This window comes from Cellulosilyticum sp. I15G10I2, assembly GCF_900095725.1.
Classification (GTDB): domain Bacteria; phylum Bacillota; class Clostridia; order Lachnospirales; family Cellulosilyticaceae; genus FMMP01.
Map to the genome: position 1 here is coordinate 23298 of NZ_FMMP01000010.1, position 22261 is coordinate 45558.

Below are 22261 nucleotides of genomic sequence, written 5' to 3' on the forward strand. Positions count from 1 at the left end.
AAAGAGGTGAATAAATGTTCTATATAGATAAAAATAAAGCACTAACAACGGAGCTGATAGATAAATACATAGAAGTGTTTAAAGCAAACCAACTTCCTAGATTACAAAAACTTAAAAGGTATTATGATTGCAAAAATGATACCATAATAAATCGTACATTTGCAGATACAACTAAACCTAATGTGAAAATAGCTACTCCTTGGGGTAAGTACATTAGTGATATAGTATCTGCTTATTTTATTGGTAAGCCAGTTACATATACGAGTAAAGATTCAGCTCTACTAGAAGAATTATCAGCTATATTTCGCTACAATGATGAATCTACTAAAAATCAGCAATTGGCTATTGATATGAGTATATATGGCATAGCATATGAGCTACTATACTTATCAGAGGATAAAGTGATTAGATTTAGTACAATCAATCCACAAACAGTTATTCCAATTTATGACAATAGTATATCAGAGGATTTATTATACTGTATAAGATTTTTTGATACCAAGGATATTCTTACCGACGAGGTGGTAACAAACATTGAGGTGTATACAGATAGTGAGATTATATCCTATGAAAAAAATAAGAATGGTACTGTATTAATAGATAGCATATCACATTATTTTGGAGAAGTGCCAGTTAATGTATATAAAAATAACAATGATACATTTGGAGATTTTGAGAAGGTTATACCATTGGTTGATGGGTATGATTTATCACTCTCAGATACTGCTAATGCCAGAGAAGAGTTAAATAATTCATATCTAGTATTCAAGAACACTAATCTTGAGGATACTGACATATTGTCAATGAAAGAGAAACGTATTATCCAGATAGAAGATGCTCAAGAAGGTATGCAGTCAGCAATACAATTCCTTAATAAAGATTCTAATGATATTGAAGCCGAGAACTATAAATCACGTTTAGAAAAGGATATACATAAATTTAGCTATGTTAATGACTTGCTAGATACTAAGTCGCATACATCTGCAACACAAGCAAGATTGGGTATGATGGGATTAGAACAACTAACAGCTATCAAGGAATCATATTTTAAATATGCCCTCATACGTAGAATTGAAATGATATGTAATATATTATCTGTCACTGGCAGTACTTATAATTTCAATGATATAGCAATTACCTTTGTAAGAAATATCCCATTAGATATTACTGTACTATCAGATGCTCTCTCTAAGTTATTACCATTTGTAAGCAGAGAAACATTATTATCACAATTACCTTTTGTATCAGATGTAGAGGAAGAGATGGAGAAAATAGCAAAGGAAAATGAGATCAACTCCTATCTAATGGGAAGTGATGTTGATGAGTAATTACTGGCAAGAAAGGTTACTAGATGATATCTATAATAAGAATACTAAAGCATTAGAAAAAAAGGTAATATCCATTTATAAACAAGCCAATAAATCCATCAATAATGAGATAACAAAACTATGGTTATCAATGCTTGAAGATGGTGAAATATCAGCATCTACCTTATATAAAATGAATAGGTTTAGAGCATTACAGGACACCATACAGCGTGAATTATATAAACTGGGTACGATTGAACAGGAGTATATACAATCAACGCTCCTTGATAGCTACAAACAATCATACATAGGTACCAATGATGGATATAATCTCAATACTAGCTTGACAATTTTTAATGATAATATAGCAAAAAATATTGTTAATGCTAATTTCAAAGGTGCAGTTTATAGTGACCGTATTTGGCTAAATAAGGATAAGTTAAGAGAGCAAATTGAGAAGAGTATTATAAATACCGCTATCACTGGTCAAGATGTTAGGAAAGCATCAAGAGCTGTTAGAGATAGATTTGGTGTAGCTTATTCAGATGCTGAAAGATTAATCCGCACTGAAAATATGCGTGTACTCAATAGTGGGCAAATGAAATCTTATATAGATAACGGATATGAGAAGTATAGAATTTTAGCGTCACTAGATAGTAGAACGAGTGATATATGCAAGGAGCAGAACGGAAACATTTACAACTTCAGTGAAGCAATACAAGGGGTAAATTATCCACCATTCCATGTAAATTGTAGAAGTATAGCAGTCCCAGTTATTAACTAGGGATTATTTTTATGCCTTTTTATAATAGGGGTTAGGCTTAAAAGAAACAACTAAATTAAAACGTATAGGGGTGTGCAAAAGTGCACAACTAAAGAGAGGATGTATAAATAATGGAAGATAATCAAAACGTTAACGTAGAGCAAGAGGAATTAGAAACAAACGAAAATAAAACATATACTCAAGATGAGATGCTGGCATTAATCCAGAGCGAGACTGATAAAAGGGTTGCTCAGGCATTAAAAACTCAGCAAAAGAAATTCGAGAAAGAAATGGCTAAAAATAAATCACTATCTGCCCTTGATGAAGAGGGTAGAGCCAAAGCAGAAAAAGATATGCGCATTCAGGAGTTAGAAGATCAGTTACAACAATTTAGGCTCACTAATACAAAAGTAGAGATTGGAAAAGTACTATCCAATAGAGGATTAGATGCCAACCTAGTTGATTATGTAGTTGTATCAGATGATGCTGATGAAGCGATGGAACGTATTGAAAAGCTGGATAAAATATTTAAAAACATGGTCAAAATTGAAATCGAGAAGAGATTAAATACTTCTAATCCAAAAGTTAGCACTGTTGGGCTTGATGGTCAGATTACAAAAGAGCAGTTTAATAAAATGACCATACAACAACAAACTGACCTTTATAAAAATAATAAAGATTTATATATGCAATTAACAAACAAGTAAGAAAGCCAAGGTGAAATGATACATCCTATGGCTTATTTTTATGCGAAAAATTAAAAAAAATTAAACGTATGCTCCCTTAATAGGTTGAGCAAAGAAAGAGGTAATAATTATGGCACATACAATTTATGAAAACTTTATTTTAGAAAACAAAATCGACAATATGATTGATACTCAATTATCTGTAGTACCTTTCTTTACAGCAGATAACACTTTAGAAGGTTCTGCTGGTATGAAAATTATGAAACACCGTTACAAAGCTACGGGTTCTGTTCGTGACGTAGCAATGGGTGAAGGGAATCAAGCATTAGATGATGTGGAAGTTGATTTTGATGAATTTGAATACGAAGTAAAATATGTACAAGGTAGATTTCCTTATTTTGATGAACAAGCAATGCAAGACCCTATGTTAGTACAAACTGGTGTAGAAAAGATGTCAGCTAATATGGTAAATGAATTAACAAGTAAGTTTTATGCTGAACTAGATAAAGCTACAAACATAATGAATTATCCAACTGGCGGTATTGACTTTAATACAATTGTTGATGCTACAGCAGAATTTGGTGAGGATGAAGATGGTTTATTCCTATTAATTAATCCAGCTCAGAAAGCACAAATTAGAAAGAATCTTAAAGATGACCTTAAATATGTTGAAGGGTTTGTTAGAACAGGATACATAGGGACTATCAATAATGTTCCAGTTTATACTTCTAAATCTGTTCCAGCTGATACAGCATTCTTAGCTAAAAAATCAGCAGTTACTGTATTTACTAAGAAAGGTTCAGAAGTTGCACAGGAGAGAGATGAGAACATCCGTAAAAATACTATCTATGGACGTAAATGTCATTTAGTAGCACTTACAGATGCAAGTAAAGTAGTTAAATTAGCCAAAACTGTTTAATCTGAGGGGGATATAATTCCCTCTCTATTTTTATAGAAAGGAATGAGGGATGATGGAACTCTTAGAACAAATTAAGTTATTATCAGATAACAAAAATGATGCTCTTATTAATCTTTTGATAACCAAGACAAAGAAGGAAATAGAAACTATAACTAAACTAACATACATTGAAGCAATGGATAATGTTTTAGTTGATATAGTTATAGTTAAATTAAATCGTAAAGGAAACGAAGGAATTAATAGTATCTCAGCATCTGGTATGAGCGAATCCTATAGTGATAAGTATCCGCAGTATATTAATGCTCAATTGGATAAATTTATTAAGAGGGTGAAGTTATTATGATTAATTCTAATATGAAAGAATTTACCCTTCAGCAGAAAGTAACCATATATGATAACTATGGAAATCCTAAGGATGAATGGGAAGATATTGATACTATTGATGTAAGTATTGCTAAAGAAAAATTATTTAAAGTAATAGGTGACCAAACGTATATATTACATCAACCCATGGGATTAACTAGATATGATAAGTTTGAAAAAAAATATCAATATAAGTTAGTTTCTAGTAGTGAAGAATATCTAATTGAATCATTTGTTATTGGAAAGTTAACTCAATTAATCCTAAAGGAAGTGATTGTATATGAATAATATAACTATCAATTTAGCCAACTTTATTAATAAGATACTTCCAGAAACGATAGAAAAGGGTTTAGAGAAAGCTGGTCAACTCATAGAAAATGAAGCCAAGATACAATTGACAGAGGGTAAAAATAAAGCAATAGATACTGGAACACTAAGAGCAAGCATTACACATAAAGTTGATAATGATAATATGAGTGTATCCATTGGAACTAATGTTGAATATGCTCCAGCAGTACATAGTGGCACATCTAAAATGAGAGAACGACCATATCTACAAGATGCAGTTGACCAAAACATGACAGAGATTATTAATTGTTTTAGAGAGTAGGTGGAATATGGTATTAGATGAAATACTAAACTTGCTTAAAACAAATTCAGAGCTTAATGCCTTATTAAATCCTACTGTTATTGACAATAAAATTTATATGTATGATACAAATAAAGATTGTAATTGTATTGTATATAAATTTATTCCTCTAACAAGTAATGGCATTAAAGCACAAGCAAGGTTAGAGATAACATGTATAAGCAAAGATTACATAGTAGCAGAGCAGATATTAGAGCAAGTAAAAAAAATCCTATTAACAATAGGAAGTAAGCACAATCAATTAAATAGTATTAAAAATGTATCCCTTAATGGTGGTGGAAGTCTAAAAGATTCAGACTTAAACACTTTCCAATTAAAGGGATTTTTTATTTTAACTTATAGAGAAGGAAGGTAATAATATGGCATTAGCAAATAAAGAAGAAATTACCCTTGGTAGTGGTGATTTATACTTAGTAGAATTTACAGATGTAATTCCAGATGATGCAACTATAGAAGTAGAAGCTAATAGAATAGGGGAACTAAGTGATGATACAACACTTGAATATTCATGTGAATGGAAAGAGGTTCAGAACTCAAAAGGTAAAGTCGTTAAGAGTTTCCCAATTAAAGAGGAAGTAAAATTAACTGCTGACATTTTATCGTGGAACACTAAAACTATTGATAAGATGGTTCAAACTGGAAAAGTAACAGAAGATGAAGTCAATGGAATACGCACCATAGAAATTGGTGGAATTAAAAACTACATAAATAAATATTATTTTGTACATTTTGTTCATACCAAAGATGATGGTAAGAAGATAAGAATTACTCTCAAAGGTAAAAATCAGAATGGATTATCACTTGTATTTGGAGCAGAGGCTACGACAATTGGTTGCGAATTTAAAGCATTTAGCATGAATACTGAAGATAGATTAGTTAAAATTTCAGAAGAAGTAGTAGGGGCTTAATTGCCCCTTTATTAAGAGGAGAGATGTATAATGCAAAGTTTTGATATGAGTGTATTCGAACAAAAAACATGGGAATTTACATTGAATGATAAAGAGAAAACAAAATTACATTTATTAAAACCTAACATGGGATTTTTAATTGAGCTAGAGAGATTTATAAAAGTAAAAAATAGTAAACAAAGCAACTTAGAAAGAATCACAGCACTAACAGAAGATATAGTATTAAAAATTCTAAATAATAACCTTGAAAATAAAGAAATTGATATAGATTTTATAAAGAAAATAGATTTTGATTTGCAAATTTTAATAATAAATCTATACTTTCAATTCGTTGAGGAAGTAATGGCAAACCCAAACTCTTAATCCCTACTTTACCATCTAATAATAGTGGTACTGGTGGGGATTTTATTTATAAGGTTATTGGAAGTGAGGACGACAATTACATTTCACTTTTAAAAGCAGTTTTAGATTTTACTGGAATGAATTATGCAGAAGTTAAAAATCTTGTATGTGATGAGTTTATGCTTTTATATAAACATTCCATTGTAAACAATCTAATGAAAACAGAAGAAGGAATGAAATTATTAAAAAGAGCCACTGGAAAGAAAGAGCCTGACATGGAACGATTAAAACAAATTTTTGGAAAGGGGGTATGATATGCAAGGTTTAGATTTGGGCACACTAAACATAAGGATTAGAACCGATGGAGTAGAAAGAACTCAGTCAGATTTAAACAGATTAAATACTACTGTTAGACAAACAGAAACTAACACGAATAGAAGTGGATTAAGTTTTAGAAATCTTGGTTCAACACTAAGAAACAGCATTGGTGATATGAAAATATTTGGTGTAAGTTTAGGAGATATGGGTAGAGTTATGAGTGGCGGTGCTGGTATGGCTGGACTTCTCGGTGGTGCTATTGGTGCATTAGCAGTACAGTTTATACAGTTAGCAGTACAAGCAATAGGAAAAGCAATACAAGCATTACAAGATTTTGTTAAACAAGGTATTGCAACTGCTAGTGCATTGAATGAAGTGCAGAACGTAATTGATGTAACTTTTGAAGATGGAGCGGATAGTGTTAATGATTGGGCGAAGAATACTGCAAGTGCGTTTGGACTTAGTGAATTACAAGCTAAAAAATATAGTGGTACTTTAGGAGCTATTTTAAAACCTTCTGGATTAGCTAATGATAGCATTAAAAATATGAGTATCAACCTAACTCAATTATCAGCGGACTTATCATCTTTTTGGAATAAAAGTACTGAGGAATCATTTAATGCTTTACGTTCAGCTATCACAGGGGAAACAGAACCAATTAAACAATTTGGTATAGTAATGAGTGTTGTTAATTTACAAGCATATGCCCTTAGCCAAGGTATAGATAAAGCCTGGCAGAGTATGACACAAGCAGAGCAAGCAACGTTGAGATATAACTATATACTTGAAAATACTAAAACTGCACAGGGGGATTTCAACAGAACACAAGAGGAGTATGCCAACGTTGGGAGAACTTTAGAAAATACTATTGATTCTGTAAGTGGTAAATTTGGTAAAGGATTATTACCAGCTCTTACAGATGCTAAGTTATATTTTATTGAGTACATTAAATCAAATGAAGAAATGATTGAGAATCTAGGTAAATCTATAGGATTTGTAGTACAAAATATAATGAAAGTTATAGAAGTTGCAACTTTACCTTTTAGAGTTAGTCTTAATATAATTGGCAAGTTTTATGAGTACATAAATCCATTAGTTGAAAAGATTACACCTATATTTGACAAGGTACGTACTACTGGCGATGGTGTTATGAATTTTTTAACTGGTAAGATTAAAAAGAGCAATGACGAGATTAAATATTCTTTTGAAACTGTTACTAATACTGCACAAGATACTTTTAATAGTATAGAAAAAGCATATACCACTTTCAAAGAAAGAGAAATGAAAAAATATGAAGAAAGTATTAGAAAATCTTTTGCTAGTGAGAGTTTAGCTAATGAAAAAGAGATACAAAGAAAATTATCAAATTATGATAGGTATTTAGATCAAAAACTTGCAAAGGATGCAGAATATGAAAGAAGAAGAGCTTCTTTATCTGGTGGAACTGGCACAATTCCAGCTCATGCCACAGGTACATTATATAGCAGAGGTGGATTAGCATTAGTTGGAGAACATGGGGCTGAATTAGTAAGATTAAGTAGTGGTGATAAAGTATCTACTCACACACAAACTAAAGAAATTATTAACAATAACAATAATACAGATAGTGGTATTGTGAATGCTTTAATGAGTAAAGTGGATGAAATAACAAGAGTACTAAAGGATATGCCATATAAAAATAATCAATTTAATAAACTAGGGGGGGTGACTGGATAAATGGGAGAAATATTTAAATCAACAGGGAGTTATACATCATCCTTAGTTTTTACGGCTAAAAAAAGCGGAAATTCCACTTCTTATTATTATGGGTATTCTGATATTCCATTTTACCATCCTAAAATAATTGACAACATCAACTATATAGATAAAGTTACAGTGTATCTGTATGTAGGCAATACTTCAGATACATCTTATTATGCTGGCTGGAGTGTTGGTTATAAGTATGTCCACAAAGAATATGGAAGTAATAGCAGTAGTTCAGGATGGGCGACTACTATATTAGATACTCCTAGTAAAATAGGTAACGTTGTAGGTGCATCTGATTATTATAATGTAAGCTACAGTGCAAGTGCAGTTACAAATTATACGACCTCATTGGAAAGTATATCTTCAGGTTCAACTATTGTGAGAAGCACACTTTCTATTGGTAGTCGTGGAAGTGCAAATGAAGCATATCTTGATGTTGATTGGAAACCTGAGTTTTTTAAACCATCTGTATCAACTTTAACTCCACAGAACATATATCTTAACTCAAACAATGTTAATAAATTTACATGGGTTTATAGTTGTCCCGATGGCTCTATCCAAAAATCATATACGATTGAATGGAAAAATGGAATTGGTGGAGCAGTAAATACTATATCTGCTGAAAGTGCTTTAAGTGAATGTAATGTTCCAGCTAATACATTTCCTACTGGTTCACAAATCTATTGGAGAGTAAAGGCGATATCTGCAACAGATACAGAAGGTGATTTTAGTGATTGGGTTACATTTAATGTACATCTTACACCTACTATTACAAGTTTGGAGCCTAGTAATATTCCCCAGAATAGAGAATCACAAATTACAGTTAGTTGGGAAGGTCAAAATATTGATCAATTTACGCTAAACGTAAAACAAAATGGTGTTACTATTAGGACATATACAGGAACTACCCAGAAACAAATATTAATACAAGCTAATACTTTAAGTGTTGGTACTTGTACTTTAGAATTAATTTGCAAGTGGACAACTAGCGGATTGACAACAACTAAAACAGTATCATTTGAAGTATACGGAAAACCTAATCCACCTACCTTAGATCAAAGTACATTATATAGTACTTCTCTGCCTAACTTTACATGGAATTATAATGGTATAGAACAAACATCGTATAATCTTGAAATCAGGACTCTTGCGAATGTTTTAGTAGAGCAGATAACACAAATAGGTGCCAACAAATCCTATAAAACTATAAATAACCTAGCCAATAACACAACGTACATAGTTAAAGTTAGAATAAAAAATAGTTGGGATTTATGGAGCGATTATGCGACTAAACAATTTACTATACAATATACCGAGTTATCTAAACCCAATATTTTAATTTATGGTGAAGGTAATAATGCAGTTATTGAAATGACAGCGCCAGATGTAAGTATATTTAGTCACAATTCTATTTATAGAAAAACTGATAGAACTGATTGGATTAGAATAGCTAATAACTTGCTTTCAATTGATAGTGTTACAGATTATACAATTGGGGAAGGTACAAAATACTATTATAAAGTTAGAAGTGTTGGAACTAGTGGAGAATTAGCAGATAGTGACATCGTTTCTATAACAACTAATGTGAATGATTATATTCTTACCGATACAACTAATCCAACTAATCAGATCATAATTAATAGTAATCCTCAAAGCAAATTTAATAAGGTTAGAAAAACTTCATATAATGTATTTGCTGGATGTACTAAGCCAACAATTGAAGTAGGTATTGAAAGCTACACAGAGGCTAAATTATCATTCTTTATTGAAAGAAATGAATATGATTCATGTATGGATATGCTAACAAGAAATACTATTTTATCTTATAGGGATTACATGGGTAGGCAGATGTTTGGTTTTATAGTGGGTGATATAAAAGATAATTATGAAGATTATCTGGAGGCTTACAACATAGAGGTTAATTTAATTGAAGTTGATTTTGATATACAAGATATGTTATTCAGTAACGGATTAAAGCCATCTATCAACGTTATTTATCTTGATGGTAAATATAAATTAGATGGAAGTATAAAACTGACTGGGGTGGTACAAGGATGAGAGCCATTGATTTTAAGTATCATTTGTTAGATAAAAATAATAATTTAATAAAACCTTTATTTAACATTGAGAGTTGTACGATTACGTATAGCTCTCTTTTTACGTTAAAGAGTACTGCTAACCTAAAAATGAAAAATGATAATAGTATTGATTTTATGAATGATAGGATTAAAGTAATTTGTAGGTTAAATAATATTGATTATCCGCTAGGTATATATATAATAACCTCTCCAAACAAGGATAAGAATGAGGATTTAATATATAGAGATATATATGCGTATAGCCCTATAGTGTTATTACAAAGGGATAAGATGCAAACAAGATACTTTTTACCACAGGGGAGCAATATCATTGCAGAAGTCAAAAGGTTATTAGGTACACATTCTTATAATATTGAGGAAGGTACATTTATTAGTGCTATTAATAAAGAGTTTGAAGTGGGTACACCAATAATTGAGATTATCAACGATCTGCTATCCAGTATTAACTACACTTCACTTTATGTTGATGTTAATGGAGTATTTTCAGCTAAAAAATACGTATTGCCAAGCGATAGGAATATTGAAATTGAGTATAAAGAAGGTAAGGGAAGTATTTTGCATAAAACTGTTAGAGAAGATATGGATTTATTTAATATACCAAATATTTTTATTAGATACACAAATAACCCTAATATAAATCCCCCTCTAATAGCTAGATATGAGAATAATAGAGTTGATAGCCTCACAAGCACAGTTAATACATCTCCCAATGTTGATGCTCAGGAAGTTGTTGATGTTGTGGATATAAATGTACTACAGGATATATGTAAAAAAGATGCGTATAATGCCAGCCAGATTTATAGCCATCTTGAATTTGAATCGGCTATAAATCCAGTACATAGTTATCTAAATTGCTTATATGTAAAATATGGTGATATTGATAATAAATACATAGAAACATCATGGGAAATAGAATGTAGAGTAGGGGGAAGGATGAAGCATATAGCAAGGAGAGTGGTTAATATATGACGTTTAAGTTTGCTACAATTAAAGCAAATAGTAAAGTTTTATTCGATGGAGAAGATACAGAAGTAGAATTGAATAGATATTTTAGAAATGCACTTTATTCACCAATAACAGGGGATAGGGTGCTTTTTTTATACGATGAAATAAGTAAGGTTTATATTTTACAAGGAAAGGTGGTTAAGTAATGGCATTTAATGAGAATCTAAGAATTTTAACAACGGCTGATACTAATCACGCTGATAATTTTAATGATATATATGGTCAATTATTAGAAAATACGAAAGATAATCAGGGTAAAATAAGCATTTTACAAGGTAATATTGATGCACACTTGGCTGAAAATACAACAGAAATAATAAGCGTAACAAGAGATGTTTCTCTAACTGGAATTCAAACTGTAGCAAAAGCCTCAGCGAGAGAGATAAAGTCAATTTTCGTGCTCGGTGTTGTACAAGGTACGAAAAAATGGTGCCAGGGTATGTATTCAAAAGGATTTAACCCACAGGTCACATATACCGCAGGCGATACAGGTAATTATCTCATTGGGACGGCTCTTTGTATTTTTTCTAATGCTGGATCTGCTGATAGAACGATTGGGAGCATAACAAATATTACAACAACAAGTTTTGATATTAATTGGACAAAAACAGGAGTAGGTGCTACTGGAACGGCAGAATTAAGATTTTTAGTTTCTTATCATGATTAAAGGGTGGGATGAACAATGAAATATTGTGTATTAAAAAATACTACTACAGTGATTGATGGTTCTCAAAACCCTGACGAAATTTTAATCCAAAATGCAATAAATTCAGGGTTCTTAGAGAGTGAGATTGAGATTTTGACACAAGAAGAATATTTGACTAGAAAAGAGATAGAAATAGAAGAGCCACAACCTAGTAAAATCGACATTTTAAATGCGAAGATAGCGACTATTGACTCATATAAACATGAAATTGGTAGGAATTTTCCTTATGGAAACTGTGGTGGTGTACAAAGATTCAATACAGATGACGTAGCATTGATTAACTTAACTATAGAGGCATTTGAAGATGGTGATATTGATTCAATAGAATGGAAATATTCTAATGGATTATATGATACCGTAACAGATGTTACATATTTTATTAACATGAAACGTGTAGGAAAAATGTATATTGCTAAAGCGTTTGCTATCGAGAAGATAGTTGTTGAGGAATTGAAAGCGATTTATGAAAATGGAACGATTGAAGATTTGGAAGAGTATAATGAGAAAGTTAGGTTTGATGAATTATTTATATGATGTATACTATAATAGATGAATATCTTGATGAATGGAGGTAATTCTATATGAATCAACCAGTTGAAAGATACTGTACTATTGAGGAATCACTCAGAGAAAGTATGAAAGAAGTAAAACTAATGCGAGAAGGTAAATTGCCTAAACGTTCATGGGCTGAAAGTATGAAAGAATTAAAAGAGGAATTAGAAGAAGAAGGGTTTTTGGATGAAGAATAATGTAGAACCTACGAAATTAAATTGTATGAAAAATATTAGGAATATAGTCCAAAAAGCTATTAAAGAACAAGGATTGACCGAGAGAGAAATCAGAAAATCACTTGGTATTAAAAAATATGAATTAGCGGATGAGAAATAATAAGCACCTATAAAAATAGGTGTATTTTTGTGCTCATTTTTAATAGAAAGTAGGTGAACAAATGAATAAGTTATTTAACGGTATAAGTATCTTGTTCGGTACAACAGGTGGATGTATTATAGGTTTGCTTGGTGGATGGGATAAGGTATTAATGGCTCTTGTGATATTTATTATATTAGATTATATCACAGGTTTACTAAAAGCTATTTACAATAAAAAATTATCATCAGCAATTGGTTATAAAGGTATCATAAAAAAGGTACTCATTTTTATAATGATAGTTATAGCCAATATTTTACAAACAAGTATGGGGGTTGGTATACCATTGAGAGAGATTGTTATTACATTTTTTGCTTGTAATGAAGGACTTTCAATTTTAGAAAATGCTTCTGAAATGGGATTACCGATTCCAGAGAAGGTTAAAGATGTATTACTTCAATTACGAGGGAATAATAACAAAGGTACGGAGGTTAAGTGATGGCAACGGTAGCTTGTAGAGATATAAATAAGTTAACTCCAGAAACAAAGATATTATGCCTAAGATTTTTGGCAGAATGCAAAGCACAAGGTTTAAATATTGGTATATCTGAAACTTGGAGAAGTGAAGAACGTCAGAAAGAAATGATTAAAAGTGGTGCTAGTAAAATAACACGATCTAAACATATGGATGGTTTGGCTTTCGATTTCTATAATAATCAGGTAGGTAACCTATATCCAGATGACATCATGCGTAAATGCGGTGCCATAGGTAAGAAATTAGGATTATATTGGGGTGGAGATTTTAAAGGTTTTTATGATTCTTGCCATTTAGAAAATAATAATCCAGTTGGTACTATAAAAGCAGTAGATGATCAGTACATAAAAGCAGTAAATAAATTAGTTGATAAAGGTGTCATTGGAAGTCCTGAGATATGGAAAGAAAAGAAGTTTACTAAGGATAATGTTGAGAGTTTGATTATTAAATTTGCTGGAAAACTATAGGTGTATCGTGAAACATGGTATACATCATGAAAATAAAGTTTATTTTTAATTTTACCCGTTTACAAAAATCTTCCTCTTTGTTATAATTTTAATCAAACATATGTTCGATTATATGAGGTGATTTATGGATTTTACTAACAAACCAATTGAAGCGATATCTAAGTTCAATTCTCTAGGTGAAATTACACCGCTTAAAATTCGTTTAGAAAACGATGATCAAAGTTTTGTTACTTCAACTATAAATAGTATTATATACGTTAAAGATAACAATTACGCTGGTATAAATACCATTGATTATGGATGCAAAATATGTATAGAGGATAGAGAGCAATTATTGGAGTTGCGTTACTTTGTATCAGATCATAAGTGGACGATCAGAAAAGTGATATATTAATAAGGCTCCTTAGTTATTAAGAGCCTTATTTTTTATTCTCTAAAGTGCATACAATCTCGTTATTAAGATATGAGCCAGCGTTAAACAAGCAATGTCTGCACTTGCTTTTTAGATGGATTCCATTGTCACATCCATATATAGAAGCCTTAATGATATCTTCAAATTCTTGTTTTAGAAACTCTTCATCTTTCATATCCAACACCTTTTTGATAAAAGTATGGACGACTTATTTTTATTTTAAACTAATTATGATATACTTGTTTAAATAATATATTAAATTCTGCATATTTGAATGATAGGGGAGTGATCACATGTTAGAAGAACCGAGTGCGGTAGAGCAGTATGCAAAAGTTAAATTGAAACAGGAACAAATGAAAGCATTTAGTACATTAATTACTATCGGAGTTATTGTATTTTTGATTATAGTAGGAATTGCGACATCCTTAATTCAAAAAGGTATCAAATATTCACATGATAATATGATGGTAGGAGAAATTGGATTAGGTTATATGTTTGGCGATGGAGCTGAAAGAACCAATGCAGTTATAAAAGATGTTTATAAAATAGATGAACCTTTTGAATTTAATGGTAGTACTTATAGAAATTCTATAGTTATTGATATGAGTATAGATTATGATAATGACACAGATTATTATTACTATCTATTTCAAGAGAATGATGAGATAGAATACATGTTATATGATTCTGATAGTAATAAAATTAAATTTTCTAAGATGAATTATATAAGAGATAGGTATAATGGAAAATTAAGAGTTATATTAGAAGCCAATAAAGATATTTCTAATATACAATGGGTTCGCATATTTGGATTAAATACCGATAGGATGAACTATGAGAAAACTTCATTATGTTATAAATTAAACTGACCCAAGTATTTATATACTTGGGCTTTTTTTGATTTCAATAATTTTTTCTATAGGGACATCAAAGTGGAGGCATATCTTTTCTAGGGTATCAGCACTCACAGATTCATTGTTTTTCATTCTTTTTATTGTACTCCAATGGATACCTATTTCCTCATTAAGATGCTTTCTTTCTTTGCCTAACTCTATCAATAAATGCCATAGTGGATTATAGCTTATCATATGTACCCCCCTAAATATAAAAATACCCTAAATATAAAATAACATAAATTACAATATATTTCCATATAACACACATATATGTGGTTTAACACACATAAATATAGTTATAAACACAAAACAGCCATAAACTGTACATGAAAGGGTGATTAGATGGATAAACACATATCCGTTACGAACGACATAGTTATTAAGTTGCTAACTAATAGCAGTAATGCTAGTGAGCTAATTGAAGAATCTATATTGTATTTTCTTGATGCAATTGAATCGGGAAATATGAATCAAAGAGAAGTTAGTCGTATATTTGCAAAAAAGTTAATAAATTTTAACTAGGGTAGGAACCTTGCGTTGCGTTCGGCACCCCTATTCGTCATTCGCTCCAACTACACTCGCTCTTTCCTCATAGTAAACACTAAATTGGCTTATCCATACCTTGATAATATTAGATGTCAGTATTAAAACCAATTTGATACCTAATTTGATACCCTAGGGAGGTAATATGTATGTCTAAAAAATATGGTCACACAACTGATAATCCGTATGAAACATTAGAAGGTCTTATAAAAGGGTGTTATGAACTTTATAAGGCTACACATCCCGAAGAGGATGAATATGAGTACGAAAAAGGTGAAGAATCATACTTAAATGATTTTCTACGAGAATCCGGAAAGGTTGGAAAATATCTAGCGACGTCCTTCTACGATATTGTCATAAAAGGTAAGTAGCTATGAGTGATAAAAAAGAAAATGATTATGAATCCTTAGCAGTAATGTGTTTGGCTGGTGTAGGTGGAATTGCATTATCTAGTACATTTCCATTCTTATTAATTCCAAGTATCGTGACTACTGCTGGAAGTGTAGGGTTAGCATTTTGGGATAATTTTGAGGGCAATAGAAATAAGATGTGGGAAATGATAGGATTAGTAACTAAGGATGAAAAAGTTCCTGTATGTATCAAAACAATTAAAACAGATATAGGAGAACAAAAGGTGTATCATGTTCCAGCTGGATTGTCAGGGGAGCAGATTAAAAATAAGCAAGATGAGATTGAAAATGCCTTAAAGAAAAAGGTTAAGATAGATATTGCTGATAATTTTAATGTCATAATACAAACCTTTAATAAAGCATTGGGGAAGTTATATCCTTTTACAGAAGAATACTTGCAGAAAGAGTTTATGAAATTTGCAGTAGGTTTTAGCCAGAGTATGAGTGGTGAAAAGATTGAAACAATTGATCTAAATAGTAGTGATTGCCATATGCTTATATCAGGCTCTACAGGAAGTGGTAAGAGTGAATTATTAAGGCATCTGCTGGTACAATTTATTCTACAAACCAAAGGTGATATAAAAAAAGGTGAACTGAGAATAGCTGATTTAAAGGGTGGAGTGACTACCAAAATATTTAGTAGGGCAAGTAACTGCACAAAATATACAATATTCCAAGAAGAATGCATTAATATGATGGCTGAGATACATGAGGAAATGATGAAAAGGTATATAGTCTTAAATAATGCCAATTGCGTTGATTATAAAGAGTATAACGCTAAGTTTAAAAAGAAGCCTATGAAGCCAATCGTATTTATAATAGAAGAATATAGTTTATTATTCAATGATAAAAGTGCAACCGAATTATTATTTCTACTATTAAATTTAAGTAGAGCATCAAATATAAGTGTAGTGCTGACCATACAACGTCCAGACTTCAAAACTCTTGACACTAGAATAAAAGCCAACTTAAGAACTACCATTTGCTTCAAAGTTAAATATGATGTAGATTCAGAGATAGTATTAGGTCATGGGAATTACTTAGCCAGTAGGGAATTAAAAACTGCTCCAGCTGGCAGAGGAATCATTAATGATGAAAAGCACGATGATGTGATATTCCAATCTCTATTTATGACCACAAAAGAAATAGAAGCCACATTAAAAGAATATCTAACTAAAAAAGCTACTTATAGCACATACCAAGATAAAATAAAAGAAACACCTAAGAAGGAATCTAAAGCCACTAAAGATGATATTAAGAATATAGATTTAATATAGGTGGTGGGATAAATGCTTACTGAGCGTGATTTAAAAGCGTTAGAGTTTATTTCAAAATGTCCTTGTAAGAGTGATGTAGTACAGAAACTATTTTACCCATCTTATAGTGTGACAATGTATAGATTAAGAGCAATGATAGCCGATGGATATATTAAACGGTATAGGGGTGGTGTAGGTGAGAAGTATTTCTATTATACTGGTAAACGACCAAAGCAAATTGAACACATGAATATGGTTGCTATGTGCTATTTGTGGATTAAATCAAAAGGATATGAAGTGCTGAATTTCAAAAGGGAAGTTAAGTTAGGAGAGGTTAAACCAGATGCTATAATAGGTATAGAGAAGAATGGTGAGTATGGTGTATTAATGATAGAAATAGAGAGATTTAATAATACGTTGGTAAAAAAAATATCCTCATATGAAAAGATATATAAGGATAAAAGATATTTTAACACTTTCAAAGTATTATATGTTTGTGGCAAAGAGGTTAGAAGTAGTGTTGTAGATGTGATTAATGTAAAACCAAATGTTTTTATAGAATTAAATTAGTATATTAACTAGAGGGTTGTTTAATTACAACCCTCTTTTTTGTTGCTATAATACCTTTACTAAACACATATATTTTGATACACTAAAATTAACGAGATAGATGAACATTTTAAGATTGAGATAGATGACACTTTTAAATATTGATTATTAAGGTATATCAAAGGCTATGGGTATAATGTAGATTATCTGCATCAAGAAATTAGCAAGATTTTAGGCTTAGACCAAAATTATAAAATGATTGTTGTAGGAGTAGGTAATCTAGGACAAGCACTGGCTAATTATAATTCATTTGAAAGAAGAGGGTTTAAATTAGTTGGACTGTTTGATGTCAATCCGAGGCTGATTGGTATGAGTATCAGAGGCCTTGAAGTGTATGATATTGATAAGATGGAAATGTTTGTGAAAGAAAATGATGTTGATATAGCGATACTTACTCTTCCTAAAATAAGAGTCAAACAAGTAGCAGAAAACTTAGCAAAATGGGGTATCAAGGGACTTTGGAACTTCTCGGCAGTTGATTTGGTTTTGCCAGAAGGCGTACAAGTTGAAAATGTTCATTTGTCACATAGCTTGATGACTCTTGCTTATAAAATTAAGGATGATGAAGAAGAGAATAAATAAAATTAAAACTGTGCATGAAGCTTTAGTATTACGCTAAAAGTTTCATGCACAGTTTTGTATTTAAGCCATATTATTTTTAAAAAGAATGATATATAATAAAAATAATTGGTATAGGAAAACTTGAGGGGGTACTAAAGTGTTTGATTTTTTTAAAAAAAGCAGAAAAATCATTTTGCAAAATGATTTAACATCCGAAATTGTGATCTCTAATAATGAAGTAGATATAAAAAAGACTTATATAAAAGAAATACTTAATAAAAAAAAGCTTCCTATTGTACTGCTAGATCCTCTTTGGCATTCTATCAGAGATCAAATAGTTAGTGAGTCTATTAATAAAAACGAAGGTGTGTTACAGGAACTTTTAAAAGAACAGGGCAAGCTTACAAATGATTATAAAGAATATGGCATTGTTAAACAAAATTTTTTCAAACAAATTCTGACATTAAGTGGGGAGCTTCAAGGGGAAGGTGATACAGGTAAAATTGAAAAGCTAAATAAGCTTCATGAAAGTACATTAGGTGCTAATCAAAAAATAGAGGCCATTGAAAAGAGATTAGAAGAAGTTGAAGAAGAGATTGAAAAAATCAATAGAAATATTATAGAAGAGATTATAGCTTTAGGGTATGAATATATTAGTCTCTGCAAAAATAACTGTCAACATTTAGAAAAAGAAATTAATGAACTTCGTGAGAAAGTTGTACTTAAAACGAATGAAAAAAAGAAAAATGAACAGATTCTAAAAGGTATTTACAACTATATGCATCATGTAGTGGGGCAAAATCAAATAGAGGTTATAGATAAGGAGCTCTGGGATAAAGAAAAATGATATTAGGAATAGGATCAGATATAATAGAAATAGCCAGAATAGAAAAAGTGATTAAAAATACCCCTGCTTTTATCAATAAAGTTTTTACGGAAAAAGAGCGTAATCATTTTAAGAACAAGCATTATAAATCAGAGACAATAGCAGGGGTATTTGCGGCTAAAGAAGCTGTCAGTAAAGCACTAGGAACAGGATTTAGAAGTTTTACACCTAAAGATATAGAAGTTACGCCAAATGACTTAGGAAAGCCGGAAATTACTTTATATGATGAGGCCAAAGCGCTAGCCACAGAGCTTGGGGCTGGAGCTATGCATGTAACGATATCACACTGTAAGGCTTATGCAGTGGCTTATGTTGTGATAGAAAGGGGTGAACCAGGTGAAATTAATGACTCCAAAACAAATTCAGCAAATAGATGAGGAGGCGATCAGTCAATATCAAATACCAGGCATTTTACTTATGGAACATGCAGCCTATCATTTATTTAGGCATATTAAAGAAAAATATAAAAAGGGCAGTATCCTTATAGTATGTGGTCCAGGAAATAATGGGGGAGATGGCTTTGCGCTTGCACGGCAAATTAAGATATGGGGCAATTGGCCAATGAAAGTACTTATGCTCGCGGGGCAAGATCAGTTACAAGCAGATGGGAAAACTTATTATAGGATCTGTCAGCATATAGGCGTAGAAATGATACAAGTTTCAGCCGATAATATAGAAATAGTTTATAAAGAGATAATGGCAGCAGAGATTATAGTGGATGCACTTTTTGGTACAGGTCTTTCAAGAAAAGTATCAGGTGCTTATGCAGACGTTATCACGCATATTAATAGAAGTTCAGCCTATATAATGAGTGTAGATATACCATCAGGAATCGATGGGACGACAGGGCAAATACAAGAAGCAGCAGTAAAAGCGGACATAACGATTAGTTTTTCAGCCGCAAAGTTAGGATTGTATATCTATCCTGCTATTGATTATATTGGTGAACTTAAAATAGTTGATATTGGCATACCTCAAGCTATTTTAGAAAATATAGAGACACCCTATTACACCATTCAAAAAGAGGAGATGAAAAAACTTCTGCCGCATAGATATACAAGAAGTAATAAAGCGACTTATGGCAAGGTGCTTGTTATAGGAGGGCAGAGAGGTATGTCAGGAGCAGTTGCCTTAACAAGCATGGCTGCACTCAAAGCAGGGGCGGGTATTGTTACTGCTGCAGTGCCTAGGGCTATTCATGATATTATGGAAAACAAGTTGACAGAAATTATGACTATAGCACTTCAGGATCAAGATGGACATATTGCAGCAGAGGCCAGGGGGCAGATACAAGCATTAATAGAAAAATATGATGTTATAGCTATAGGCCCGGGAATAGGCAGATCAGAAGCCATAAAGGCTATTTTACTGGTAGTGCTTGCAAGTGATAAACCTTGTATAGTTGATGCAGATGCACTCTATTTTCTTGGAGAATTAATTGAAGTTGTAGAGACAAGAAAAGCAGAGACTATTATTACACCACATCCAGGAGAAATGGCGAGGTTAACAAATTTAACAGTACAAGACATATTAGATAATCCACATACTGTTACAATGCAGTATGCAGTAAAAAATCATGTAATAAGTCTATTAAAAATAGAAAGAACAGTGGTAGCAGACCCTAAAGGCAACATATATATCAATATAAACGGTAACAGTGGCATGGCTAAGGGTGGAAGCGGCGATTTGCTGACTGGCATCATTGCAGGACTTTTGGCTCAAAAGTTAGAGGCAAAGCATGCAGCGAGACTAGGGGTTTATTTACACGCAAGAGCCGGAGATATTATGAAGGCTTTAAAAACTGAATATACACTTTTACCCAGTGATTTATATCAAGGCATGGATGAAGCATTTAAAGAATTGATTGATGATTAGAAGGGCATATGAGTAGGGAGGAATGTGGGGATGCGTGCAAGAGATATCATGAAAAAAGGTGTTATTTTTGTTAAAGAAAATGATAGTATAGAAGATGTACTTGCAGTTCTAATGAAAAATAATATAAGCGGTGTACCTGTTGTAGATCAGGATAGGCGTGTTGTAGGGGTTGTAACAGAGCAAGATCTCATTACTAAAGAAAAAGGACTAAATATTCCATCATATATTGAGTTTGTAGCGAGTATATTATTTATAGATGGGAATTCAAAATATAATACAAATCACGAAAAAATCATTACATTGACCGCGAAGGAGATTATGTCTTCGCCGGCGTATACCGTTTATTTAGATGCATCAATAGAAGAGATCGCATCAGTTATGGTAAACAGACGTATTAATCGCGTACCAGTTATAGATAAAGAACGCAAGTTAGCAGGTATTATAGGTAGAGGGGATCTGCTTCCGATACTTATTAATTAACACGGAGGAAGTATGTATAAGCGAAAGAAAGCCTTAATAGTCATCTTTTTACTAATGATGTCCTTTGCATTTTATGGTTGTAATAAAATGATGAATAATAATGGACCAAAAGATAAACTACACCTCATGCTCACGACACTTAAAAATTATGAAGCTGATGTGACAATGTCATTTTTAAAAGATACAGAGGCAAATGTTTTCAAGATGAGACATCAGGTAGAAGTAGGAGGCAAGTATAAGCTTACAGTAGAGAGTCCTGAGTACTTAAAGGGATATACAATAAGTTTTGATGGTAAAAACATAACAGAGTATAACCCAAGTACAAAAACAAACTTGCATTCTCAGGCCAGTGAGGCTAGGAATCAGACATTACTAAGTAGTTTTGTAACGAATTACTTAAATGCAGAAGACATTAAAAGGGAAAAAGAAAAGCAAGATGGCAAAGAAGTTACTACAATAGAAGTGAATATACCAGGGAACTTTAAGTATATGGCAAAAGAAAAGGTCTGGTTTGATGAAACTAAGCTTAGCCCACTTAAAATGGAAATTTATGATATTGAGGATAACATAGCCATAAAAATTGAATTTAATAGCTTTAAATATAACACAAAAATAGATTTTAATACATAAGCGTTGGCAGAATGTACAAAGGA

34 protein-coding genes are annotated in these 22261 nt (G+C 31.8%); 32 read left to right on the top strand and 2 right to left on the bottom strand.

Going from position 1 to position 22261, the window contains the following annotated elements:
* Positions 1-14 precede the first annotated feature (14 nt).
* The 22 genes from BN3326_RS11725 (at position 15) to BN3326_RS11815 (ending at position 14074) form a co-directional block, all read left to right on the top strand.
* Complete coding sequence (locus tag BN3326_RS11725) at positions 15-1328, top strand: phage portal protein (protein WP_069999438.1); 1314 nt, start codon at positions 15-17, stop codon at positions 1326-1328.
* A complete protein-coding gene (locus BN3326_RS11730) occupies positions 1321-2091 on the top strand; it encodes a minor capsid protein (RefSeq protein ID WP_069999439.1) in 771 nt (256 codons plus the stop codon). The genes BN3326_RS11725 and BN3326_RS11730 overlap by 8 nt, the downstream gene beginning before the upstream one ends.
* A 110-nt stretch (positions 2092-2201) precedes the next feature.
* Entirely contained in the window at positions 2202-2777 is a 576-nt protein-coding gene (locus tag BN3326_RS11735) for a DUF4355 domain-containing protein (RefSeq protein WP_069999440.1), read from the top strand.
* Positions 2778-2937: 160 nt separating this feature from the next.
* Positions 2938-3675 (top strand): hypothetical protein, encoded by a 738-nt coding sequence (locus tag BN3326_RS11740; RefSeq protein ID WP_207646343.1) that lies wholly within the window; start codon positions 2938-2940, stop codon positions 3673-3675.
* 52 nt (positions 3676-3727) lie between these two features.
* Positions 3728-4018, top strand: a complete 291-nt coding sequence (locus tag BN3326_RS11745) for a phage head-tail connector protein (protein WP_069999442.1) — start codon at positions 3728-3730, stop codon at positions 4016-4018.
* 11 nt (positions 4019-4029) lie between these two features.
* A complete protein-coding gene (locus tag BN3326_RS11750) occupies positions 4030-4326 on the top strand; it encodes a hypothetical protein (protein ID WP_141722909.1) in 297 nt (98 codons plus the stop codon).
* The gene (locus BN3326_RS11755) at positions 4319-4648 is read left to right on the top strand and encodes an HK97-gp10 family putative phage morphogenesis protein (RefSeq protein WP_069999444.1); all 330 of its coding nucleotides are present in this window, start codon (positions 4319-4321) and stop codon (positions 4646-4648) included. The genes BN3326_RS11750 and BN3326_RS11755 overlap by 8 nt, the downstream gene beginning before the upstream one ends.
* Positions 4649-4655: 7 nt before the next feature.
* A complete protein-coding gene (locus BN3326_RS11760) occupies positions 4656-5042 on the top strand; it encodes a hypothetical protein (RefSeq protein ID WP_069999445.1) in 387 nt (128 codons plus the stop codon).
* 4 nt (positions 5043-5046) lie between these two features.
* Positions 5047-5595, top strand: a complete 549-nt coding sequence (locus tag BN3326_RS11765; protein WP_069999446.1) for a hypothetical protein — start codon at positions 5047-5049, stop codon at positions 5593-5595.
* Positions 5596-5625: 30 nt separating this feature from the next.
* Positions 5626-5958 carry a hypothetical protein gene (locus BN3326_RS11770; RefSeq protein ID WP_069999447.1) on the top strand — a complete coding sequence of 111 codons (333 nt, stop codon included), beginning with the start codon at positions 5626-5628 and terminating at the stop codon, positions 5956-5958.
* Positions 5959-6074: 116 nt separating this feature from the next.
* On the top strand, positions 6075-6251 hold the full coding sequence (locus BN3326_RS22020; RefSeq protein WP_171903826.1) for a hypothetical protein: 177 nt from the start codon (positions 6075-6077) through the stop codon (positions 6249-6251).
* Position 6252: 1 nt separating this feature from the next.
* Positions 6253-7971, top strand: coding sequence for a hypothetical protein (locus tag BN3326_RS11775; RefSeq protein WP_069999448.1), 1719 nt, complete (start codon positions 6253-6255; stop codon positions 7969-7971).
* Between the two features lie 159 nt (positions 7972-8130).
* Positions 8131-10059, top strand: a complete 1929-nt coding sequence (locus tag BN3326_RS11780; protein WP_141722910.1) for a hypothetical protein — start codon at positions 8131-8133, stop codon at positions 10057-10059.
* Positions 10056-11069, top strand: a complete 1014-nt coding sequence (locus tag BN3326_RS11785) for a hypothetical protein (RefSeq protein ID WP_069999450.1) — start codon at positions 10056-10058, stop codon at positions 11067-11069. The genes BN3326_RS11780 and BN3326_RS11785 overlap by 4 nt, the downstream gene beginning before the upstream one ends.
* Positions 11066-11251 (top strand): hypothetical protein, encoded by a 186-nt coding sequence (locus BN3326_RS11790; RefSeq protein ID WP_069999451.1) that lies wholly within the window; start codon positions 11066-11068, stop codon positions 11249-11251. The genes BN3326_RS11785 and BN3326_RS11790 overlap by 4 nt, the downstream gene beginning before the upstream one ends.
* The gene (locus BN3326_RS11795; RefSeq protein WP_069999452.1) at positions 11251-11772 is read left to right on the top strand and encodes a hypothetical protein; all 522 of its coding nucleotides are present in this window, start codon (positions 11251-11253) and stop codon (positions 11770-11772) included. The genes BN3326_RS11790 and BN3326_RS11795 overlap by 1 nt, the downstream gene beginning before the upstream one ends.
* Positions 11773-11787: 15 nt before the next feature.
* Positions 11788-12345 (top strand): hypothetical protein, encoded by a 558-nt coding sequence (locus tag BN3326_RS21740; protein ID WP_069999453.1) that lies wholly within the window; start codon positions 11788-11790, stop codon positions 12343-12345.
* Positions 12346-12392: 47 nt separating this feature from the next.
* Entirely contained in the window at positions 12393-12560 is a 168-nt protein-coding gene (locus tag BN3326_RS22025; protein WP_171903827.1) for a hypothetical protein, read from the top strand.
* Entirely contained in the window at positions 12550-12699 is a 150-nt protein-coding gene (locus BN3326_RS22030) for a hypothetical protein (RefSeq protein WP_171903828.1), read from the top strand. Before BN3326_RS22025 ends, BN3326_RS22030 begins: the two co-directional genes overlap by 11 nt.
* A gap of 61 nt (positions 12700-12760) precedes the next feature.
* On the top strand, positions 12761-13177 hold the full coding sequence (locus tag BN3326_RS11805; RefSeq protein ID WP_069999454.1) for a phage holin family protein: 417 nt from the start codon (positions 12761-12763) through the stop codon (positions 13175-13177).
* Entirely contained in the window at positions 13177-13680 is a 504-nt protein-coding gene (locus BN3326_RS11810; protein ID WP_069999455.1) for a M15 family metallopeptidase, read from the top strand. Before BN3326_RS11805 ends, BN3326_RS11810 begins: the two co-directional genes overlap by 1 nt.
* Before the next feature lie 124 nt (positions 13681-13804).
* Entirely contained in the window at positions 13805-14074 is a 270-nt protein-coding gene (locus tag BN3326_RS11815; protein WP_069999456.1) for a hypothetical protein, read from the top strand.
* A gap of 25 nt (positions 14075-14099) precedes the next feature.
* Here the strand turns inward: BN3326_RS11815 and BN3326_RS22035 are convergent, their stop codons facing one another.
* Positions 14100-14267, bottom strand: coding sequence for a hypothetical protein (locus BN3326_RS22035; RefSeq protein ID WP_171903829.1), 168 nt, complete (start codon positions 14265-14267; stop codon positions 14100-14102).
* Between the two features lie 118 nt (positions 14268-14385).
* On the opposite strand from BN3326_RS22035, the gene BN3326_RS11820 reads away from it, so the two are divergent.
* The gene (locus tag BN3326_RS11820; protein WP_069999457.1) at positions 14386-14961 is read left to right on the top strand and encodes a hypothetical protein; all 576 of its coding nucleotides are present in this window, start codon (positions 14386-14388) and stop codon (positions 14959-14961) included.
* A gap of 9 nt (positions 14962-14970) precedes the next feature.
* On the opposite strand, the gene BN3326_RS11825 is transcribed toward BN3326_RS11820, so the two are convergent.
* Positions 14971-15180 (bottom strand): helix-turn-helix domain-containing protein, encoded by a 210-nt coding sequence (locus tag BN3326_RS11825; RefSeq protein WP_069999458.1) that lies wholly within the window; start codon positions 15178-15180, stop codon positions 14971-14973.
* A gap of 500 nt (positions 15181-15680) precedes the next feature.
* On the opposite strand from BN3326_RS11825, the gene BN3326_RS11835 reads away from it, so the two are divergent.
* The 9 genes from BN3326_RS11835 (at position 15681) to BN3326_RS11875 (ending at position 22238) form a co-directional block, all read left to right on the top strand.
* Entirely contained in the window at positions 15681-15902 is a 222-nt protein-coding gene (locus BN3326_RS11835) for a hypothetical protein (protein WP_069999460.1), read from the top strand.
* 2 nt (positions 15903-15904) lie between these two features.
* A complete protein-coding gene (locus BN3326_RS11840) occupies positions 15905-17218 on the top strand; it encodes an FtsK/SpoIIIE domain-containing protein (protein ID WP_069999461.1) in 1314 nt (437 codons plus the stop codon).
* Between the two features lie 12 nt (positions 17219-17230).
* The gene (locus BN3326_RS11845) at positions 17231-17767 is read left to right on the top strand and encodes a hypothetical protein (RefSeq protein WP_069999462.1); all 537 of its coding nucleotides are present in this window, start codon (positions 17231-17233) and stop codon (positions 17765-17767) included.
* A gap of 156 nt (positions 17768-17923) precedes the next feature.
* Complete coding sequence (locus BN3326_RS11850) at positions 17924-18388, top strand: redox-sensing transcriptional repressor Rex (RefSeq protein WP_083258679.1); 465 nt, start codon at positions 17924-17926, stop codon at positions 18386-18388.
* Positions 18389-18524: 136 nt separating this feature from the next.
* The gene (locus tag BN3326_RS11855) at positions 18525-19214 is read left to right on the top strand and encodes a hypothetical protein (protein WP_069999463.1); all 690 of its coding nucleotides are present in this window, start codon (positions 18525-18527) and stop codon (positions 19212-19214) included.
* Positions 19211-19630 carry a holo-ACP synthase gene (acpS, locus tag BN3326_RS11860; RefSeq protein WP_069999464.1) on the top strand — a complete coding sequence of 140 codons (420 nt, stop codon included), beginning with the start codon at positions 19211-19213 and terminating at the stop codon, positions 19628-19630. The genes BN3326_RS11855 and acpS overlap by 4 nt, the downstream gene beginning before the upstream one ends.
* Positions 19599-21128, top strand: a complete 1530-nt coding sequence (locus BN3326_RS11865) for an NAD(P)H-hydrate dehydratase (RefSeq protein ID WP_083258680.1) — start codon at positions 19599-19601, stop codon at positions 21126-21128. Before acpS ends, BN3326_RS11865 begins: the two co-directional genes overlap by 32 nt.
* A 30-nt stretch (positions 21129-21158) precedes the next feature.
* Complete coding sequence (locus BN3326_RS11870) at positions 21159-21608, top strand: CBS domain-containing protein (protein WP_069999466.1); 450 nt, start codon at positions 21159-21161, stop codon at positions 21606-21608.
* Between the two features lie 12 nt (positions 21609-21620).
* Positions 21621-22238, top strand: coding sequence for a LolA family protein (locus BN3326_RS11875; RefSeq protein ID WP_069999467.1), 618 nt, complete (start codon positions 21621-21623; stop codon positions 22236-22238).
* The last annotated feature ends 23 nt before the right edge of the window (positions 22239-22261 follow it).

What these genes read in the sequence shown, in the direction of transcription:
- BN3326_RS11765 (WP_069999446.1), top strand. Translation starts at nt 5,047, where the DNA reads ATGGCATTAGCAAATAAAGAAGAAATTACCCTTGGTAGTGGTGATTTA.
- BN3326_RS21740 (WP_069999453.1), top strand. Translation starts at nt 11,788, where the DNA reads ATGAAATATTGTGTATTAAAAAATACTACTACAGTGATTGATGGTTCT.
- BN3326_RS11740 (WP_207646343.1), top strand. Translation starts at nt 2,938, where the DNA reads ATGATTGATACTCAATTATCTGTAGTACCTTTCTTTACAGCAGATAAC.
- BN3326_RS11795 (WP_069999452.1), top strand. Translation starts at nt 11,251, where the DNA reads ATGGCATTTAATGAGAATCTAAGAATTTTAACAACGGCTGATACTAAT.
- BN3326_RS11870 (WP_069999466.1), top strand. Translation starts at nt 21,159, where the DNA reads ATGCGTGCAAGAGATATCATGAAAAAAGGTGTTATTTTTGTTAAAGAA.
- BN3326_RS11835 (WP_069999460.1), top strand. Translation starts at nt 15,681, where the DNA reads ATGTCTAAAAAATATGGTCACACAACTGATAATCCGTATGAAACATTA.
- BN3326_RS11785 (WP_069999450.1), top strand. Translation starts at nt 10,056, where the DNA reads ATGAGAGCCATTGATTTTAAGTATCATTTGTTAGATAAAAATAATAAT.
- BN3326_RS11745 (WP_069999442.1), top strand. Translation starts at nt 3,728, where the DNA reads ATGGAACTCTTAGAACAAATTAAGTTATTATCAGATAACAAAAATGAT.
- BN3326_RS11750 (WP_141722909.1), top strand. Translation starts at nt 4,030, where the DNA reads ATGAAAGAATTTACCCTTCAGCAGAAAGTAACCATATATGATAACTAT.
- BN3326_RS22030 (WP_171903828.1), top strand. Translation starts at nt 12,550, where the DNA reads ATGAAGAATAATGTAGAACCTACGAAATTAAATTGTATGAAAAATATT.
- BN3326_RS11840 (WP_069999461.1), top strand. Translation starts at nt 15,905, where the DNA reads ATGAGTGATAAAAAAGAAAATGATTATGAATCCTTAGCAGTAATGTGT.
- BN3326_RS11875 (WP_069999467.1), top strand. Translation starts at nt 21,621, where the DNA reads ATGTATAAGCGAAAGAAAGCCTTAATAGTCATCTTTTTACTAATGATG.
- BN3326_RS11865 (WP_083258680.1), top strand. Translation starts at nt 19,599, where the DNA reads ATGACTCCAAAACAAATTCAGCAAATAGATGAGGAGGCGATCAGTCAA.
- BN3326_RS11805 (WP_069999454.1), top strand. Translation starts at nt 12,761, where the DNA reads ATGAATAAGTTATTTAACGGTATAAGTATCTTGTTCGGTACAACAGGT.
- BN3326_RS11775 (WP_069999448.1), top strand. Translation starts at nt 6,253, where the DNA reads ATGCAAGGTTTAGATTTGGGCACACTAAACATAAGGATTAGAACCGAT.
- BN3326_RS11730 (WP_069999439.1), top strand. Translation starts at nt 1,321, where the DNA reads ATGAGTAATTACTGGCAAGAAAGGTTACTAGATGATATCTATAATAAG.
- BN3326_RS11845 (WP_069999462.1), top strand. Translation starts at nt 17,231, where the DNA reads ATGCTTACTGAGCGTGATTTAAAAGCGTTAGAGTTTATTTCAAAATGT.
- BN3326_RS11755 (WP_069999444.1), top strand. Translation starts at nt 4,319, where the DNA reads ATGAATAATATAACTATCAATTTAGCCAACTTTATTAATAAGATACTT.
- BN3326_RS11760 (WP_069999445.1), top strand. Translation starts at nt 4,656, where the DNA reads ATGGTATTAGATGAAATACTAAACTTGCTTAAAACAAATTCAGAGCTT.
- BN3326_RS11820 (WP_069999457.1), top strand. Translation starts at nt 14,386, where the DNA reads ATGTTAGAAGAACCGAGTGCGGTAGAGCAGTATGCAAAAGTTAAATTG.
- BN3326_RS11790 (WP_069999451.1), top strand. Translation starts at nt 11,066, where the DNA reads ATGACGTTTAAGTTTGCTACAATTAAAGCAAATAGTAAAGTTTTATTC.
- BN3326_RS11725 (WP_069999438.1), top strand. Translation starts at nt 15, where the DNA reads ATGTTCTATATAGATAAAAATAAAGCACTAACAACGGAGCTGATAGAT.
- BN3326_RS22020 (WP_171903826.1), top strand. Translation starts at nt 6,075, where the DNA reads ATGAATTATGCAGAAGTTAAAAATCTTGTATGTGATGAGTTTATGCTT.
- acpS (WP_069999464.1), top strand. Translation starts at nt 19,211, where the DNA reads ATGATATTAGGAATAGGATCAGATATAATAGAAATAGCCAGAATAGAA.
- BN3326_RS11735 (WP_069999440.1), top strand. Translation starts at nt 2,202, where the DNA reads ATGGAAGATAATCAAAACGTTAACGTAGAGCAAGAGGAATTAGAAACA.
- BN3326_RS22025 (WP_171903827.1), top strand. Translation starts at nt 12,393, where the DNA reads ATGAATCAACCAGTTGAAAGATACTGTACTATTGAGGAATCACTCAGA.
- BN3326_RS11815 (WP_069999456.1), top strand. Translation starts at nt 13,805, where the DNA reads ATGGATTTTACTAACAAACCAATTGAAGCGATATCTAAGTTCAATTCT.
- BN3326_RS11770 (WP_069999447.1), top strand. Translation starts at nt 5,626, where the DNA reads ATGCAAAGTTTTGATATGAGTGTATTCGAACAAAAAACATGGGAATTT.
- BN3326_RS22035 (WP_171903829.1), bottom strand. Translation starts at nt 14,267, where the DNA reads ATGAAAGATGAAGAGTTTCTAAAACAAGAATTTGAAGATATCATTAAG.
- BN3326_RS11810 (WP_069999455.1), top strand. Translation starts at nt 13,177, where the DNA reads ATGGCAACGGTAGCTTGTAGAGATATAAATAAGTTAACTCCAGAAACA.
- BN3326_RS11825 (WP_069999458.1), bottom strand. Translation starts at nt 15,180, where the DNA reads ATGATAAGCTATAATCCACTATGGCATTTATTGATAGAGTTAGGCAAA.